Annotated in this window: 17 protein-coding genes; 6 read left to right on the forward strand and 11 right to left on the reverse strand. The window is 30.4% G+C overall.

Annotated elements, in window-relative coordinates:
- The first annotated feature begins 82 nt into the window (after positions 1-82).
- Both NT01CX_RS10910 and NT01CX_RS10915 read left to right on the forward strand, forming a co-directional pair.
- Positions 83-427: a hypothetical protein gene (locus tag NT01CX_RS10910; RefSeq protein WP_011723103.1), complete on the forward strand. Its 345-nt coding sequence runs from the start codon at positions 83-85 to the stop codon at positions 425-427.
- 373 nt (positions 428-800) lie between these two features.
- Complete coding sequence (locus tag NT01CX_RS10915) at positions 801-4,238, forward strand: pyruvate carboxylase (RefSeq protein ID WP_011723104.1); 3,438 nt, start codon at positions 801-803, stop codon at positions 4,236-4,238.
- 75 nt (positions 4,239-4,313) lie between these two features.
- Here the strand turns inward: NT01CX_RS10915 and NT01CX_RS10920 are convergent, their stop codons facing one another.
- Positions 4,314-5,771 (reverse strand): aminoacyl-histidine dipeptidase, encoded by a 1,458-nt coding sequence (locus tag NT01CX_RS10920; RefSeq protein ID WP_011723105.1) that lies wholly within the window; start codon positions 5,769-5,771, stop codon positions 4,314-4,316.
- Positions 5,772-6,059: 288 nt separating this feature from the next.
- On the opposite strand from NT01CX_RS10920, the gene NT01CX_RS10925 reads away from it, so the two are divergent.
- Positions 6,060-7,067: a phosphodiester glycosidase family protein gene (locus NT01CX_RS10925; RefSeq protein ID WP_011723106.1), complete on the forward strand. Its 1,008-nt coding sequence runs from the start codon at positions 6,060-6,062 to the stop codon at positions 7,065-7,067.
- Between the two features lie 41 nt (positions 7,068-7,108).
- On the opposite strand, the gene NT01CX_RS10930 is transcribed toward NT01CX_RS10925, so the two are convergent.
- Positions 7,109-7,336 (reverse strand): hypothetical protein, encoded by a 228-nt coding sequence (locus NT01CX_RS10930; RefSeq protein WP_011723107.1) that lies wholly within the window; start codon positions 7,334-7,336, stop codon positions 7,109-7,111.
- A 129-nt stretch (positions 7,337-7,465) separates the two neighbouring features.
- Here NT01CX_RS10930 and NT01CX_RS10935 point away from each other — a divergent pair, with 129 nt between their 5' ends.
- A complete protein-coding gene (locus NT01CX_RS10935; protein ID WP_011723108.1) occupies positions 7,466-8,281 on the forward strand; it encodes a rhomboid family intramembrane serine protease in 816 nt (271 codons plus the stop codon).
- A gap of 8 nt (positions 8,282-8,289) precedes the next feature.
- On the opposite strand, the gene NT01CX_RS10940 is transcribed toward NT01CX_RS10935, so the two are convergent.
- The 4 genes from NT01CX_RS10940 to NT01CX_RS10955 all read right to left on the reverse strand — a co-directional run bounded on the left by NT01CX_RS10940 (position 8,290) and on the right by NT01CX_RS10955 (position 10,441).
- Complete coding sequence (locus tag NT01CX_RS10940) at positions 8,290-8,508, reverse strand: hypothetical protein (RefSeq protein WP_011723109.1); 219 nt, start codon at positions 8,506-8,508, stop codon at positions 8,290-8,292.
- 101 nt (positions 8,509-8,609) lie between these two features.
- Complete coding sequence (locus NT01CX_RS10945; protein WP_011723110.1) at positions 8,610-9,206, reverse strand: TerD family protein; 597 nt, start codon at positions 9,204-9,206, stop codon at positions 8,610-8,612.
- Between the two features lie 30 nt (positions 9,207-9,236).
- Positions 9,237-9,815 carry a TerD family protein gene (locus tag NT01CX_RS10950; RefSeq protein ID WP_011723111.1) on the reverse strand — a complete coding sequence of 193 codons (579 nt, stop codon included), beginning with the start codon at positions 9,813-9,815 and terminating at the stop codon, positions 9,237-9,239.
- A 44-nt stretch (positions 9,816-9,859) separates the two neighbouring features.
- On the reverse strand, positions 9,860-10,441 hold the full coding sequence (locus NT01CX_RS10955; protein ID WP_011723112.1) for a TerD family protein: 582 nt from the start codon (positions 10,439-10,441) through the stop codon (positions 9,860-9,862).
- A gap of 174 nt (positions 10,442-10,615) precedes the next feature.
- Between NT01CX_RS10955 and NT01CX_RS10960 the strand changes: the two genes are divergently transcribed.
- Both NT01CX_RS10960 and cooS read left to right on the forward strand, forming a co-directional pair.
- The gene (locus NT01CX_RS10960; RefSeq protein ID WP_011723113.1) at positions 10,616-11,035 is read left to right on the forward strand and encodes an RrF2 family transcriptional regulator; all 420 of its coding nucleotides are present in this window, start codon (positions 10,616-10,618) and stop codon (positions 11,033-11,035) included.
- Between the two features lie 105 nt (positions 11,036-11,140).
- Positions 11,141-13,036 (forward strand): anaerobic carbon-monoxide dehydrogenase catalytic subunit, encoded by a 1,896-nt coding sequence (gene cooS, locus NT01CX_RS10965; protein WP_011723114.1) that lies wholly within the window; start codon positions 11,141-11,143, stop codon positions 13,034-13,036.
- An 81-nt stretch (positions 13,037-13,117) separates the two neighbouring features.
- Here cooS and NT01CX_RS10970 read toward each other — a convergent pair whose 3' ends face one another.
- From NT01CX_RS10970 to NT01CX_RS10990, 5 genes are all read right to left on the reverse strand, one after another.
- The gene (locus tag NT01CX_RS10970) at positions 13,118-14,413 is read right to left on the reverse strand and encodes an NCS2 family permease (protein ID WP_011723115.1); all 1,296 of its coding nucleotides are present in this window, start codon (positions 14,411-14,413) and stop codon (positions 13,118-13,120) included.
- Between the two features lie 167 nt (positions 14,414-14,580).
- Complete coding sequence (locus NT01CX_RS10975) at positions 14,581-15,408, reverse strand: TerD family protein (protein ID WP_011723116.1); 828 nt, start codon at positions 15,406-15,408, stop codon at positions 14,581-14,583.
- A gap of 17 nt (positions 15,409-15,425) precedes the next feature.
- Complete coding sequence (locus NT01CX_RS10980) at positions 15,426-16,085, reverse strand: AIM24 family protein (protein ID WP_011723117.1); 660 nt, start codon at positions 16,083-16,085, stop codon at positions 15,426-15,428.
- A gap of 142 nt (positions 16,086-16,227) precedes the next feature.
- The gene (locus NT01CX_RS10985; RefSeq protein WP_011723118.1) at positions 16,228-16,683 is read right to left on the reverse strand and encodes a hypothetical protein; all 456 of its coding nucleotides are present in this window, start codon (positions 16,681-16,683) and stop codon (positions 16,228-16,230) included.
- Positions 16,673-17,149 (reverse strand): DUF3990 domain-containing protein, encoded by a 477-nt coding sequence (locus NT01CX_RS10990; RefSeq protein ID WP_011723119.1) that lies wholly within the window; start codon positions 17,147-17,149, stop codon positions 16,673-16,675. Before NT01CX_RS10990 ends, NT01CX_RS10985 begins: the two co-directional genes overlap by 11 nt.
- Positions 17,150-17,177: the final 28 nt, after the last annotated feature.

The raw sequence follows: 17,177 nt of genomic DNA on the forward strand, positions 1-17,177 counted from the left end.
CTGTATTTTGGAATATATTGACACCAAACATATTATACTCTATTATTGAATTAAACCAAAAATCTTTAAGGGGGTTGGTTTTATGGATATTAAAAATACTATATCTAAAATAAAAAAAACTGCTATGGATACTGCAAGTACAGTAGCACAAACTGCAAAAGAAGGTTCAGCAACTGTTGCAAAGAAATCCAATGATATTTTAGAACTTTCTAAGCTTACGCTATCTGTTAATTCAGAAGAAAATAAGTTACTAGAAATGTATGCTAAAATAGGTGAAAAGATTTGTGACAAATATGAGCAAGATGTTTATATTGATCCTGAACTTACTAAGGAATGTAATGAAGTTTTAAAAGTTAGAAATTCATTACGTGAAATAAAAGACAAAATAGAAGAATTAAAAACTAACACTTCAGATAAAAATAAATAATTAATATTTTTAATAGGTTAAGGTGACTTCAATATTTTATTGTTTGTCCCTTAACCTATTGTATTTATTAAGTTATAAAAACATAAAAAATATAACATTATAAACATATAAGCATATTATAAAATATACATTTTTACAAGGTCTTATGTATATTTATTCATTTTTATTGTTTTAACAACTGTGTTTCACTGTAAATGGAAAAAATTTTCACTAATGATTATGAAATTTGCAAGTGATTTTTTTGAAATATGCAATTGAAATAATTATTTAACTCATATATAATTGTATTATTGTAAATTATGAATTTATCGCAAATCAAATATTGCAACATTACATATTTTTATTTATACACAAAAATAAAGGAGTGAAAAATATGATAAGAAAATTCAAAAGAGTTTTAGTTGCCAATAGAGGAGAAATTGCCATAAGAATTTTCAGAGCTTGTAATGAGCTTGGAATAAGAACTGTTGCCATATACTCTGAAGAAGACAAATTTTCTCTTTTTAGAACTAAAGCTGACGAAGCCTATTTAATAGGTAAAAATCAAGGACCTATTGAAGCTTACTTAAACATAGACGAAATAATAAGCTTAGCACTAAAAAAAGGTGTTGACGCTATCCACCCTGGATATGGTTTCCTTTCTGAAAACGCTGAATTCGCAAGAAAATGTGAAGAAGCAGGTATAGAATTCATAGGACCAACAGCAGAAATGATGGAAAAACTCGGAGATAAAATCAAATCTAAACTTGTAGCTCAAAGTGTAAATGTTCCTACAATCCCAGGAGTTGAAAAACCAGTTACTTCTGAAGAAGAAGCAATTAAATTTGCAGAATACTGTGGATACCCTATCATGTTGAAAGCAGCTGCCGGTGGTGGCGGACGTGGAATGAGAATCGTTAGAAACAAAGACGAATTAATTCCTTCTTTTAAAAGCGCTAAAAACGAAGCTAAAAAAGCTTTCGGTATAGATGATATCTTTATAGAAAAATATCTAGAAAATCCTAAGCATATTGAAGTTCAAGTCATTGGAGATAAACATGGAAATATAGTTCACTTATACGAAAGAGACTGTTCAATCCAAAGACGTCATCAAAAAGTAATTGAATTTACTCCAGCTTTTGCATTACCAAAAGAAAAAAGAGAAGAAATCTGTAATGATGCATTAAAAATAGCAAGATCTGTTGGATATAGAAGTGCAGGTACTTTAGAATTCTTAGTTGATATGCACGGAAATCATTACTTTATAGAAATGAACCCAAGAGTTCAAGTTGAACATACTATAACTGAAATGACAACTGGTATTGATATAGTTCAAAGCCAAATCTTAGTTGCAATGGGAAAACCTTTATCATGCCCTGAAATCGGAATAAACTCACAGGAAGATGTTAAACCTAGAGGTTTTGCAATTCAATGTAGAATCACAACAGAAGACCCAACAAACAACTTTGCCCCTGATACTGGTAAAATTAACGTTTATAGAACAGGTTCAGGTTTCGGTGTAAGACTTGATGGTGGAAATGGATTTACAGGTGCTGTAATAAGTCCTTATTATGATAGCTTACTTGTAAAAACAACAACTTGGGCAAGAAGTTTTGAAGATGCTATAAGAAAATCCCTTCGTTCCATGAAAGAACTTACAATATCAGGAGTTAAAACAAATGTTGGATTCTTAATTAACGTTTTAAATCACCCTACTTTTGTAGAAGGTAAATGTACTACTAACTTTATAGAAGAAAATGATGAATTATTTAAGATATTTACTAAGACAGATAGAGAATATAATCTTCTTAAATATATTGGTGAAAAAGTTGTTAATGAAACTTTCGGAGTTAAAAAGGAATTTGACGTTCCAGTAGTACCTAAAGTAATAGTTCCAGATGGTTTAAAAGGAACTAAACAAATATTAGATGAAAAAGGTCCTAAAGGATTAGTAGACTGGATAAAATCTGAAGAAAAGCTACTTATTACAGATACAACAATGAGAGATGCTCATCAATCTCTTATGGCTACTAGAATGAGAAGCATTGATATGATAAAAATTGCAAAATCAACTTCTGTTCTTGAAAAAGACGCATTTTCATTTGAAATGTGGGGCGGAGCAACTTTTGATGTTGCATACAGATTCCTAAAAGAATCTCCTTGGATTCGTCTACAAGAATTAAGAAAGAGAATACCAAATGTACTATTGCAAATGCTTATAAGAGGATCAAATGGTGTTGGATATAAAAACTATCCTGACAATGTAATTAGAAATTTAATTGATGAATCAGCAAATTCAGGAATTGATGTGTTTAGAATATTTGACTCTCTAAACTGGGTTAAAGGAATGGAAGTTGCAATTGACCAAGTATTAAAAAATAACAAAGTTGCAGAAGCTTGTATCTGTTATACTGGTGATATTTTAAATACTAATAAAGATAAATATTCTTTAGACTATTATGTTAAAAAAGCTAAGGAAATCGAAAAAACAGGAGCTCATATACTTGGAATAAAAGATATGTCTGCCCTTTTAAAACCTTATGCAGCATTTAAACTTATTAAAGCTCTTAAAGAAGAAATATCACTGCCAATACATCTTCATACACACGATACAACTGGCAATGGCGTTGCTACAGTAATGATGGCAGCAGAAGCTGGTGTTGATATTGTTGATACTGCAATTAGTAGTATGGCTGGACTTACAAGTCAACCTTCACTTAACTCTGTTGTTGCAGCACTTGAAAATACACAAAGATCTACAGGTATGAACCCTCGTGATCTACAACAAATCTCTGATTACTGGGCAGCTGTAAGACCTGTTTATGAAAAATTTGAATCTGAATTAAAATCTGGTTCTACAGAAATCTATAGATATGAAATACCTGGTGGTCAATATTCAAACTTAAAACCTCAAGTTGAAAGCTTTGGACTTGGTCATAGATTTAATGAAGTAAAAGAAATGTATAAAAAAGTTAACACAATGGTTGGAGATATTGTAAAAGTAACTCCATCTTCAAAAATGGTTGGAGACCTTGCAATATTCATGGTTAAAAATAACCTAACTCCAGAAAATATATTAGAAAAAGGTAAAGATTTAGCATTCCCTGACTCAGTAGTTGCATACTTTAAAGGAATGATGGGTCAACCAGACGGCGGTTTCCCAGAAGATCTTCAAAAAATTGTACTAAAGGGCGAAGAACCTATAACATGTAGACCAGGCGAACTTCTTCCACCTGAAGATTTTGATGCTATAAAAGCTTACCTAAGTGAAAAATTCAACATGGAAGCAAACAATAGAAACGCTTTAAGTTATGCACTGTACCCTGACGTATATGAAGAATATCTAAAATCTATACAAGAAGATAGAGACCTTAGCAAAATGGGTAGTGATATTTTCTTCCACGGATTACGCGAAGGTGAAACTTGCGAAGTTGAAATTAGCGAAGGTAAAACTATGATAATTAAACTTCTTGAAATAAGTAAAGTTGATTCAAATGGTAATAGAATTCTTTACTTTGAAGTTAACGGTAATAGACGTGAGATTACAATAAAAGATTTAAGCTCATTCTCTTCAACAAAAATAGCTTCACAATCAATTCAAATGGCTGATCCAGAAAATCCACTTGAAATAGGTTCAAGTATTCCTGGAACAGTATTAAAAGTTCTTGTTAATGAAGGCGATGAAGTTAAAGAAAATGATAGTTTAGTTGTAATTGAAGCCATGAAAATGGAAACTAATATAACAGCATCAAGTAGCGGAACTGTTTCTTCTATACTAGTTAAAGAAGGTCAACAAGTTAAATCTGGAGAATTATTAATAAAATTAAAATAGCTTAAATTAATAAAACCACAAGTTAATTTTAAATAATCTTTTAATAAAAGACTATTTAAAAACTTGTGGTTTTTTCTATTTTATTCTTTTTAAAACTTCAAGTAAATAATTATAATTTTTATTAGCTGATGAAATACTTACTCTTTCATTTGGTGTGTGAGCATCATAAATATTAGGTCCAAAAGAAACCATATCTATATCCCCTAGTATATTCTTTAGTATTCCACATTCAAGACCTGCATGAATTGCTGTTACCTTAGGCTCTACTTGATACATATCCTTATAAACATCTACAAACAAATCTCTAATATAAGATTCCTTTTTATACTCCCAAGCTGGATAATCTGCATATAAGGTTAAAGCTGCACCAATATTATCACATAACAATTTTATTTTACTAACAATAAATTCTTTTAATGTCTTAACAGAACTTCTTATAGCACATTCAAATGTTACTTCATCATCATTTGTAACTACAACACCTAAATTGCTAGAACTCTCCACAAGTCCCTCTATATCTTGGCTCATAGTTTGAACTCCTTGAGGCATAAACATAAGAACCAATATTATTTTATTTGTTAATGATTTTGAAAATATTCTATATAACTTTTCATCTATTTCTTCTAAAGTCACACTAACATCAGGATCTGCTACACTAAATTCATTTTTAAGCACTTCATTAAAATTGCTTATTATATTTTTTAGCTCTCCTTCTTTTCTTTCCTTTATAAAAATAGTAGCTTCAGCTTCTCTTGGAATAGCATTTGATTTTAGTCCTCCATTTATATCCGATATAAAAATACCCATTGTTGAATTTATGTGATTTAATATACGTCCCATAATCTTATTGGCATTTCCTCTCATGGTCTTTATATCAACACCTGAATGACCACCCTTTAACCCTTTAACTGAAATCTTATATGGTTTTAATCCTTCTTTTCTATCCTCTAATTCAACAGTAAGCCTAACTGTACTACGAACTCCCCCTGCACATGATGATAGAAGTTCTCCTTCTTTTTCAGAATCTATATTTATTAAAATATTTCCCGATAAATTATTCCCATTTACCCTTGATACTCCACCCATTCCATTTTCCTCTTCAGTGGTTATTAAAACTTCTAATTTAGGATGGCAAATATCATCACTGTCTAAAATAGTAAGACAATAAGCAACAGCAATTCCATCATCAGCACCAAGTGTAGTTCCATTTGCCTTTATAAAATTCCCATCTACTAATAGCTCTATTGGATCATTTATAAAGTCATGATTTACATCTTTATTCTTCTCACAAACCATATCCATATGTCCTTGAAGAATTACTGTTGGTGCATTTTCGTATCCTTTTGTAGCATTTTTCTTAATTATTATATTTAAAGCCTCATCTTGTATAACTTCTAAATTACGTTCTTTTGCAAAATTAAATAAATAATCACTTATACCTTTTTCATTTCCCGATCCTCTTGGTATATTGCTTATCTCTTTAAAATATTTAAAAACTTTATCCTTTGACAAATCATCAAATGTATAACTCATTTCAATCATCCTTTCATTGTTTAATTTAAGGAATAATTCATTATCTACTTATTAAGTTTAGCATATACTTAAAATTTAACAATATTACATCAAACTTTATAGTTGTTTATTTGTAAATTAATTATATAATATATATGTATGTATAATATTAATTCCAAATATTGCATCTTGATCTATTAAGTTATACAATAGTATGTATAGTTTATTATTATATAAACTATATTTAAGTATCACTTGTTATTTATAACTTAAAGTAAAAATATTAATAAATAATTAAAGGTGGTTTACATGTTTAATAAAGAATCAATTCGCGAGAAGTCACCAAAGAGACTTTTCTTATTATTCCAAATTGTTTTTACCCTAATAAGTGCACCATTTTTACTTTACTATGGTCCCTTTGAGAATGTAAAAGCTACAGTAGTTGGTTCCGCAATGACAACTTCAACCCATCAATGGATAGCGACAACATTTTTATCTAGAAAACATATAGATGAAATTCTAAGTAAAAATAAAATTAACACTTTAGTTCAATCTGATATAGATGAGCTTAGGAAAAAAATTAACTCAGGCGAAATAAGTGATACAAATGAAATCGAAAAACGTGAAATTCATGGAGATAAGTTTAAAGGACACCTATTGGTTATAAAAAATCCTAAAAAAATAAAAGTTGGTTATAATGAACACTTAGGTTCAAAGGGCGAAACTACAAGTGCAATGGCAAAAAGATATAACTCAATCGCTGCCATAAATGCGGGAGGTTTTGTTGCAAACAATGCATCTAGCAAAGATGCTAACCCTTCTGAGACCAATGGAAATCCTGGAGGAATACTTATTTCAAACGGCGAAATTGTATATAATAATTTAAGAAATAATGAAAAAATATGTATAGCAGGAATAACTGCAGACGGAATACTTTTAGTAGGAAACTATAATCTAGATGAAATGATGAAATTAAATGTGAAGGATGCTGTATCATTTGGTCCAGCACTTATTGTAAATGGACAAAAGACCATAACTTCTGGTGACGGTGGTTGGGGTACTGCTCCTCGTACAGCTATAGGTCAAAGAAAAGACGGTAGCATTTTATTTCTAGTTATAGATGGTAAATACATAGGTAGACTTGCTGTTACTTTACGAGAATTACAGGACATACTATATGAATATGGCGCTTATAACGCTGTAAATTTAGATGGTGGTTCATCTTCTACTATGTATTACAACGGAAAAGTTATTAGTGAACCTTACAAATCTACTGGAGAGAGAGAAATTCAATCTATATTTTATGTATCTCCATAAAATAAGGCTAGATAAAAATACTTAAAATATTTTTATCTAGCCTATTTCTTATTATTTGCTTCTTTAATTTCTTTCTGTTTTTCTTCTGCTTTTATTTTTTGTGATTCTTCTGCAGCTAATTGAGCTGCTATTGTTAATAGTGTTGCACCAATAGAAGCTATAAAATTACCAAGAACATTTATCTCTTCCAAATTAAGATTTTTAGATAAAATAATAGCTATTAATGATGATGCAGCCGCTAACTGCTGAGCACTACTATTCCTAAACATATACAGCCTCCTTATAAAACATTATATTTACTTTAAATTTAATAATTTTTTCATTTCAACATCAATATATAAATTAATGTTATTATTTGTTAAAATATATTTAATAATACTTTTAAAGGTGGTGAATTTATGAATTGGTTAAATAATCTTGAAAGAAAATTTCGCAAATTCGCAATTAAAAATTTGATGATGTACATAGTTTCAATAAACTTTTTAATTTTTGTCCTTATGTATATGCTTCCTAATGGGTTTCTTGTACTAATATACAAGCTTACTTTAATTCCTTCTTTAGTTCTTAAAGGTGAATTATGGCGTGTTGTAACTTATATATTTGTTCCCCCAAACCTAAGTATATTTTGGGGACTATTTACACTTTATTTTTACTATATAATTGGTGTTTCTCTAGAGCAAGAATGGGGTAGTTTTAAATTTAATGTATATTATTTCCTAGGCATGTTTTTTACTACTATAGCAGCTTTTGTAATTAATTTACCTATGTCTGCATTTTACTTAAACCTCTCTCTAGTTTTAGCTTTTGCTCACTTATATCCTGATCATGAATTTCTTTTATTTTTCTTTATGCCTATAAAAGCTAAATTTTTAGGTTTTTTAGAATTAGGATATGTAGTTTATTCATTGGCATTTTCTCCACTAGAATATAAAGTTGCAGCTTTAGTTTCTATACTAAATTACATTATATTCTTTGGTAAAAGCGGATTTACTTTTGCAAATAATACAAGTAAAAATTACATTAGAAAAAGAACTTTTAAAAATAAAATGGTTACACCTGATACAATTCATAAGTGTACAATTTGTGGCATAACTGAAAAAGATGATCCTTATATGGAATTTAGATATTGTTCTAAATGTGAAGGAGATTACGAATACTGTATGAATCACTTAAAAAATCATACACATATAACTCATGATAAAACTAAGGATTAATTATTAGATTATTGTTTATCTTTCTTTTTCAAATTTTTTTTGAATTTTTCTCGTCGCTGTTCACTATATTGAATTTGATCCTGCATGGCATCTAATATATCTCCTAAAATTTCAAAAAAATCTCCTACTAATCCCATTTCATCAGGTGTAAGTTTTCGTGATATTATTATGCTAACTAAAGCCGCAACAATAGCAAGTTGTTCTGCCCTGGTTCTATCATTATACATACTATCCTCTCCTTATAATATTATATAAGATGAGTTATTGGTATGTTCTCATTATAACCAATAAAAAACACCTAAATCCCAATAGAGATTTAGGTGTTTTTTTATCTATATTTATCTAACATATCTTTAAGACCTGTAACATTATCGCCTTCACCGATAGCTGCAAACTTCCACTCATTTCCGTGTCTATATATTTCACCTGCATAAATACCTGTTTTATTAGAGTAATCATCACTTAAATTAAATCTAAGTAATTCTTTATTATTTTGTAAATCTAAAATTCTAATAAACGCATTTCTTATCATACCAAAATGTTGATTTCTCTTTACGCAATTATAAATATTTACTACAAAAACTAATCTTGATATATTTGCTGGAACCTTTGAAAGCTCAACTAAAATTTGTTCATCATCTCCATCGCCTTCTCCAGTTAAATTATCTCCCATATGCATAACACTAGAACTTCTATCTTTTAAATTACCAAAATAAACGATTTCTTCTGCTTTACTATTTTCATTTAACATAATTACAGAAGCATCACAATCTATTGCAGGAGCTGAACTACCAAATAATAATCCTAATATTCCACCTCTACTCTGTTCTACTGGATCCCATCCAAGTCCAACCATTATTCTTGATAATTTTGAATCTTCCTTTGTTAGGCTTATTCTTTGTCCCTTTTGTAAATTAATAGCCATACTATGACCTCCTAATACAATTTATAGTCACTAAACTTCTAGTCCGTAATTTTTGCAAAGAGCTGCAAGTCCTCCCTGAAATCCACTTCCAACAGCGCTAAACTTCCACTCTCCATTGTAACGATATATTTCACAGAATACTAAAGCTGTTTCTATAGAAAAATCTTCTGATAAATCATATCTTAAAATTTCTTCTCCATTTTCTTTGTTTACTAATCTTACAAATGCATTGGATACTTGTCCAAAGTTTTGTCTTCTTCCTTCTGCATCATAAATAGTTACTGCAATAGCTATCTTCTCTATACTTTCAGGAACTTTTGAAAAATCAATAACAATTGATTCGTCATCTCCATCCCCTTCTCCAGTTCTGTTATCGCCTGTATGTATTACAGAACCACTTGAATGTTCTAGATTATTATAAAATACAAAATCTTCATCCCTATTTACTCTTCCATTAGCCCCAACTAAGAATGCAGATGCATCAAGGTCAAAGTCAAATCCTCCATCAAATTGTTTTGTATCCCATCCAAGTCCAATTATAGCTTCCTTTAATCCAGGTGCTTCCTTAGATAAGTTTATTTTTTGTCCTTTAGATAAATTTATTGCCATAGTAATCCTCCTAATCCAAACTAAACGTTTTATTCTCTAATTTACTATCCTACATCTATTCCAAAATTGCCACAAAGCGCTCCAAGTCCCCCTTCAAATCCACTTCCTATAGCACTGAATTTCCATTCTCCATTATGACGATATAATTCACCAACCACTAAAGCCGTTTCTATACTGTAGTCTTCACTTAAATCATATCTTATTAATTCTTCATTAGTTTCTTCGTTTACTATTCTTATAAATGCATTGGATACTTGTCCAAAATTTTGTTGTCTTGTTTCTGCATCATGTATAGTTACTGTAAAATCTATTTTTTCTATATTAGAAGGTACCTTATTTAATTCAACAACTATTTGTTCATCATCTCCATCCCCTTCACCAGTACGGTTATCTCCTAGATGAATTACAGATTCTGAAGAATGCTTTAAATTATTGTAAAAAACAAAATCTCCATCAGATGCAACTTTTCCATTTAATCCCAATAAAAATGATGCTGCATCTAAATCAAAGTCATTTCCTCCATCATACTTGTTAGTATCCCATCCAAGTCCTACTATTACCTTTTTTAATCCTGGATTTGTCTTTGTTAAATCCACCTTTTGTCCCTTTGATAAACTAACTGCCATAATTCTACCTTCTTTCACTCTTTTTAACTATATTTTATATTATTTTCATCATATAATCCACTACGTATTAAACTCACATATTTAAAACTCATAAATTACATTGACAAATAAATATCATAGTAGTATATTAAAACTATACTAAACAGGTATACTTTACTGAATAGGAGAATTATAATGAAAATTACTCAAGAAGTAGATTATGCTCTAAGAACCGTGTTATACCTATGTAAGTTAGGTTACGGTGAAAAAATCGAAGCTAAAAATATATCTGAAACTGAAAATATCCCAATAAGATTTTTATTAAAGATACTTAGAAAGCTAAAACATGCTGGAATAGTAGAATCTTATAGAGGAGTTAACGGTGGATATGCATTAAATAAGTATCCAAAGGATATATCCATAGAAGATATAATAAGAATTATTGATGGCCCTATTTACATGAATAGATGTATATATGATCCTAAATATTGTAACTTAAATCGCTCTAGTACATGCGTAATTCATAATGCACTAGAATCTGTTCAAAACACTTTAGTATCAAATTTAAAGGCTATTAATTTTGAAAATTTATTAAATACAACCCATGAAAAATAATATATGTATGGGTCCATATATTTAAATAAAAGTACACTAATTTAGTAAACTTTATTTTTTATATAAAAGTACACTAATTTAGTAGAGATTAGGAGGATTTCTCATATGTCAAATTGTTTAAATTGTTCATCATGTTCAACTTGTAGCTCAGCAGATAAAGTTTTAGAAGGTTTTATTTCTGAATTAGATGTTGAAACATCTCACCATAGAGCTATAGCTCAAAAGATTAAATGTAAATTCGGACTTGAAGGTCTTTGTTGTAAACTTTGTGCCAACGGACCTTGTAAAATAACTCCAAAATCCCCTAGAGGTGTTTGTGGTGCTGATGCAGATACTATAGTTGCAAGAAACTTCCTTCGTGCAGTTTCAGCCGGTGCAGGTTGCTATCTTCACGTTATAGAAAATACTGCTTGGAACTTAAAATCAACTGGTGAGCAAAAAGGTATCATAAAAGGAGAACATGCATTAGATAAATTATGTAACATATTCGGAATAAATGAAACTGATATACACAAGAAAACTATACTTGTAGCTGATGCTGTACTTAAAGATTTATACAAACCTAAATTTGAAAAAATGGAGTTAGTTGAAAAACTTGCTTATGCACCTCGTTTTGAAAACTGGAAATCTCTAAATATACTTCCTGGCGGCGCTAAGTCTGAGGTTTTTGATGGAGTTGTAAAAAGCTCTACAAATTTAAGCAGTGATCCAGTAGACATGTTGTTAAACTGTCTAAATCTAGGAATCTCAACAGGATTATATGGTCTTACACTAACTAACCTATTAAATGATGTAATGCTTGGAGAACCAAAAATAAGACCAGCTAAAGTTGGATTTAATGTAGTTGATACTGACTATATAAATATAATGGTAACTGGACATCAACACTCAATGATAGCTCATCTTCAAGATGAACTTATAAAAGAAGATGTAATATCAAAGGCTAAAAAGTTAGGCGCTAAGGGCTTTAGACTTGTTGGTTCTACTTGTGTTGGTCAAGACCTTCAATTAAGAGGAGAACACTACAGTGAAGTATTCTCAGGACACTCTGGCAATAACTACACAAGTGAAGCAATGCTTGCAACTGGTAGTATTGACCTTGTAGTTTCTGAATTTAACTGTACACTTCCTGGAATTGAACCTATAACAGATAAATTTGAAATTCCTATGGTTTGTATTGATAATGTTGCTAAAAAAGCTAATGCAGAATATGTTGAATACTCATATGATGAAAGAGAAAACATTACTAATCATATAATTGATAAAGCTCTTAATAGTTATGCTAACAGAAGAAACAAAATAGAGATAAACCTTCCTAAAAATCACGGAGATGATAACTCAATTACAGGAGTTAGCGAAGATTCTCTAAGAGATTTCTTAGGTGGAAGTTTTAAACCACTTATTGACCTTATAGCATCTGGAAAAATTAAAGGTGTTGCAGGAGTTGTTGGTTGCTCTAGTTTAGTTTCTGGTGGACATGATGTATTCACCGTTAATCTAACAAAAGAACTTATAAAAAGAGATATTATAGTATTAACTGCTGGATGTTCTAGTGGTGGACTTGAAAATGTTGGACTTATGTCCCCTAGTGCTGCATATCTTGCTGGAGAAAACCTAAAAGAAGTTTGCACATCACTTGGAATCCCACCAGTATTAAACTTTGGTCCATGTCTTGCAATTGGAAGACTTGAACTTGTTGCAACAGAACTTGCTGAACTTTTAAATGTTGATTTACCTAAGCTTCCACTAGTTTTATCTGCTCCACAATGGCTTGAAGAACAAGCTCTTGCAGATGGTGCTTTTGGTCTTGCACTTGGATTACCACTGCATCTTGCAAAACCACCATTTATAACTGGTAGCCCTCTTGTAACTAAAGTCTTAACAGAGGATCTTGTAAACTTAACTGGAGGACAACTTATATTAGAAGATGATGTAATGAAAGCTGCAGATAGATTAGAAGAAATTATTATAAATAAAAGAAAAGGTCTAAACCTAGATTAATATCTAGTTATAATACTTAGATTAATACCAAAAAATCTTAAAAGCACCTAAGCTAAACTAGCTAGGTGCTTTTCATTATAATTAATGTATAAAGAATTTTAATATGAATATTGCTCCAACAATATATGTTGCAATAGATACTTCTTTATATTTTCCTGTTAATGCTTTTAAGAATATGTATGAAACTATACCAAATGCTATACCATCAGATATGCTGTATGATAAAGGCATCATTATTATTGTAAAGAAAGCAGGAATAGCTTCTGTAAAATCTACTAAATCTATTTCTTTTATAGGTTCCATCATAAATAATCCAACTAAAACAAGTGCTGGTGCTGTAGCTGCTGATGGAATTATAGCAAATAAAGGTGATAGAAATAATGCTATTCCAAACATTACTGCTGTTGATACTGCTGTAAGTCCTGTTCTTCCACCTTCTGCAACCCCTGATGCACTTTCAACGAATGTACTAACTGTACTTGTTCCAAGACATGCACCTAAAGTAGTTCCTATAGCATCTGCAAATAATGCTTTTTTAACATTTGGAACTTTTCCATTTTCATCTAACATTTTAGCCTTTGTTGCAACTCCAACTAATGTTCCTACTGTATCAAACATATCCATAAACAATAATGTAAATAATGCTATTGCCATTTTTATGCTGAATATATGTTGCCATTGGAATTTAAAAGCTATTGATTTTATTGATGGTGGCATACTGAATATCCCTGTTGGAAGATGAGTTATTCCCATTGGTATTCCAATTATTGTAGTAATAACTATTCCTAATAGTAAAGCCCCTCTAATATTTTTAGCAAGTAATATTCCACTTATTAATATTCCTATAATCGCAAGTAAAGCTTCTCCTGATGTTATATTTCCAATTGCTAATATTGTACTGTTGTCCTTTGGATGTAATACAACACCTGCATTACTAAGTCCTATAAAAGCAATTAAAAGTCCAATTCCAACGGAAATAGATCTCTTTAAGTTTGCTGGAATAGAATCAACTATAGCTTCACGTACGTTAAATGCAGTTAATAATATAAAGATAATTCCTTCTAATAAAACCGCAGTTAATGCAAACTCAAAACTATATCCCATTTGAGTTACTATATTGTATGCAAAAAATGCATTTAAACCCATTCCTGGTGCTTGTGCAAATGGTAACTTCGCATATAATCCCATTATTAATGTAGCTATAACAGCTGATACTGCTGTAGCTGTAAATACTGCGCCTGGATCCATGTGAGCATCACCAAGAATAGCAGGATTTACAATAAGTATATATGCCATTGTCATAAAAGTAGTTATACCAGCTAAAATTTCAGTTTTAACAGTGGTATTATTCTCTTTTAATTTAAAAAATTTCTCCATAATAATTCTCCTTCTTTTTAGTTTTTTGACACTTGTCCATATTAACAAAAGGAAATATTAAAGTCAACGACTGTAACGAACAATTAAATACGTATTTTCATAATATTCTGCTACCTTTCCCATAAAATTGGGTTTTAAAGTAAAAGTGCAGTGATAATGTTCGTATATCACTGCACTTTTATTCCGTAATTTTCACATAAGGCTTCAAGTCCACCATTAAACCCATTTCCTACAGGATTCAATTTCCACTGTCCATTATGTCTATATATCTCAGCTACAACTACCGCTGTTTCTAATTTTAATCCCTCATTAAATTCATAACTAAAAAGTTCATCTTTTCCTAGACTATCTATAATTCTAATAATTCCATTAGATATACTTGAGAAATTTTGTCCTCTTTTTTCTCCATCATATATAGTAACCGTTATTGCAAGTTTTTCTATATTATCTGGAACTAAATCTAAATCAATCATTATTCTTTCATCATAATAATCTTTAAGTTTTAAATTAAAATCTTCCCCTAAAACCACACTATTTTCTATGCTCTTAGGATTTCCGTAAAATATGAATTTATCTTCCGCCGTGTTCTTATTAATATCTAACATAAATATAGATGTATCTAAATCAAATTCATGGCTTCCACTATAATTTATATCCCATTCTAAGGATACTACTAATTTAGAAAGCTTATTTGAACCCTTGTTTAAGGCTATCTTTTGCCCTCTTTTTAGCTTAATACTACTGTCACTTGAGATTACTGTATTTATCTTTTTATGCTTTTTTACATTATGAACTTTAACTTCACTATTGTAATCTTCTGATATCCTTGTAGATGCAACTTCATTTATTGCATAATTCATAGTATTTCTATAACTTGATGGATTAGTTAAATCTATAATTCCCCTATCTTCTTTAATAGTCGTTTCAACAATTAAGTTTCCATACCTTTTTTCTATAGATGGCGCTTTATTTTTCTCATTTATATTAAGATTCATTACATTCCCACCCTTTATTAATCTATAGCTATATTTAACCCACTAACTCTTTCATATGGTTGAACTATTACAGTTTCTCCATAACTATTAAACTCAAGAAAATAAGATTCACCAGAGGTTTGTCCAATAAGTGTCTTCCAGCTTACATCTGTTTTAAAAGTAGGATCTGAACCTGTCCAACATACAACTGCATCAGGATCGACTGTGCAAGGTGTTTCAAGTATAAGAGGATTTCCCTCAGTAGTTATAGCAACCTCTGCATTAGGACCTTGTCCTGTTAACTTAGATGTAAACATACCCTTTTGAGAAATAACTCCACTTCCTATAAATCTAACTCCATATTTACACTGTCCAGTAAAAGCTAATAAGTTTTCCCCTTCAACTGATATACTTTGTCCTTGATTTAGTCTAATTACACTAATATGTTGTGATTTATTTGCCATATAATATTTTCCGTTTCCTGTTACCTTCATTATATGTATATTCTCACCTGTTAATTTTCTAGCTGCTAGATTTACAAAAGAACCTAATATACTTCTATTTTCATTAGGATCTAGTAAAACTTTCTCCGCAGTAAAGCTTCCTTGACTTGCAATCATAGCACCAGCACGTGCAAAAAATTGCCCTTCCCCCTCTGCCATACAAGTTAACTCTTGGTGTACTCGAAAATTAAACATAAAAATCATCTCTCCTTTTGTCAAATTATGACTAATTAAGGTTAGTATATCACATGTAAGTAATGAATTCAGCAATTAACAGTTCTTCAAACGCTGTTTTTATTTTAAATATTATGTAAGAATCTTTCCTTACTAAATATCTTTACTCAATCATTCCATATATATATGCATTTAGTATATTTTGAGGAGAATCATAATAAAAACTACTATTATAATCATCTATCTTATCACTTACATAGGAATTATATGCCTCAAAGATTGCATCAACTATATCCATGTTCTTTTCCCTTGCAATTCCAAGAACAAGTCTTTTATATACTTTTCCTATGTCAAAATGGCTTGGAACAGTGTATTTACAAGTCGCTACATTATCAAAATCACCCTCATGAATATTACATTCCTCTATAAAATCATCACTTACTCTATCAATATTGTCACTATGATAAATGTCTGCAAGTTCATATATATGTCCTATCCTATCTTTGCCAAGCTTATTCACTACATAGCTTCTTTTATTTTTTGTTTTTCTTGAAATATAATCAATAAGACTACAAACAAAAAATACATCATTATCTACTCTGCTCACTCTACCTTCCACTCTTTATCACCTCACTACATGAAAATTCAAGGCATTTAAGAGCCTTTTCAGAACAAAATGTAATCTGATGAGTAGGATATTTGAATTTTGCCATTATCCAAAACTGCTCTCTTGTAATTGCACCATCCATGTAATCTGAAATGTAATTATATATCTGATCATCAGCCATAGCTCCTATGACTATATCATAATTATGTTCACTTCCACTTCTTGAGTTGATTATAAAATCAAGCCATTCATCTGTCATTTCTTCAAATTCTTTTATTTTAAGGTTTTCTACTGATTGCATATTAACTGTATATGTATTGACCGTGGGAGTTTTATATCTCTTTGCCCATCTTTCAGCTTGCTCTCTTATAACAGTGCAGTAAAATCCTGTACCAAAGTCTTTGGTATTTATTGATTTTCTTATTTCAGGCTTTTTTACCTCAGTATAACTTCCATGAAAAATAGTATATTTAGCCACAAAAACACCTCCTACTAAATAATATCCT

It is taken from the genome of Clostridium novyi NT (assembly GCF_000014125.1).
Lineage (GTDB): Bacteria > Bacillota > Clostridia > Clostridiales > Clostridiaceae > Clostridium_H > Clostridium_H novyi.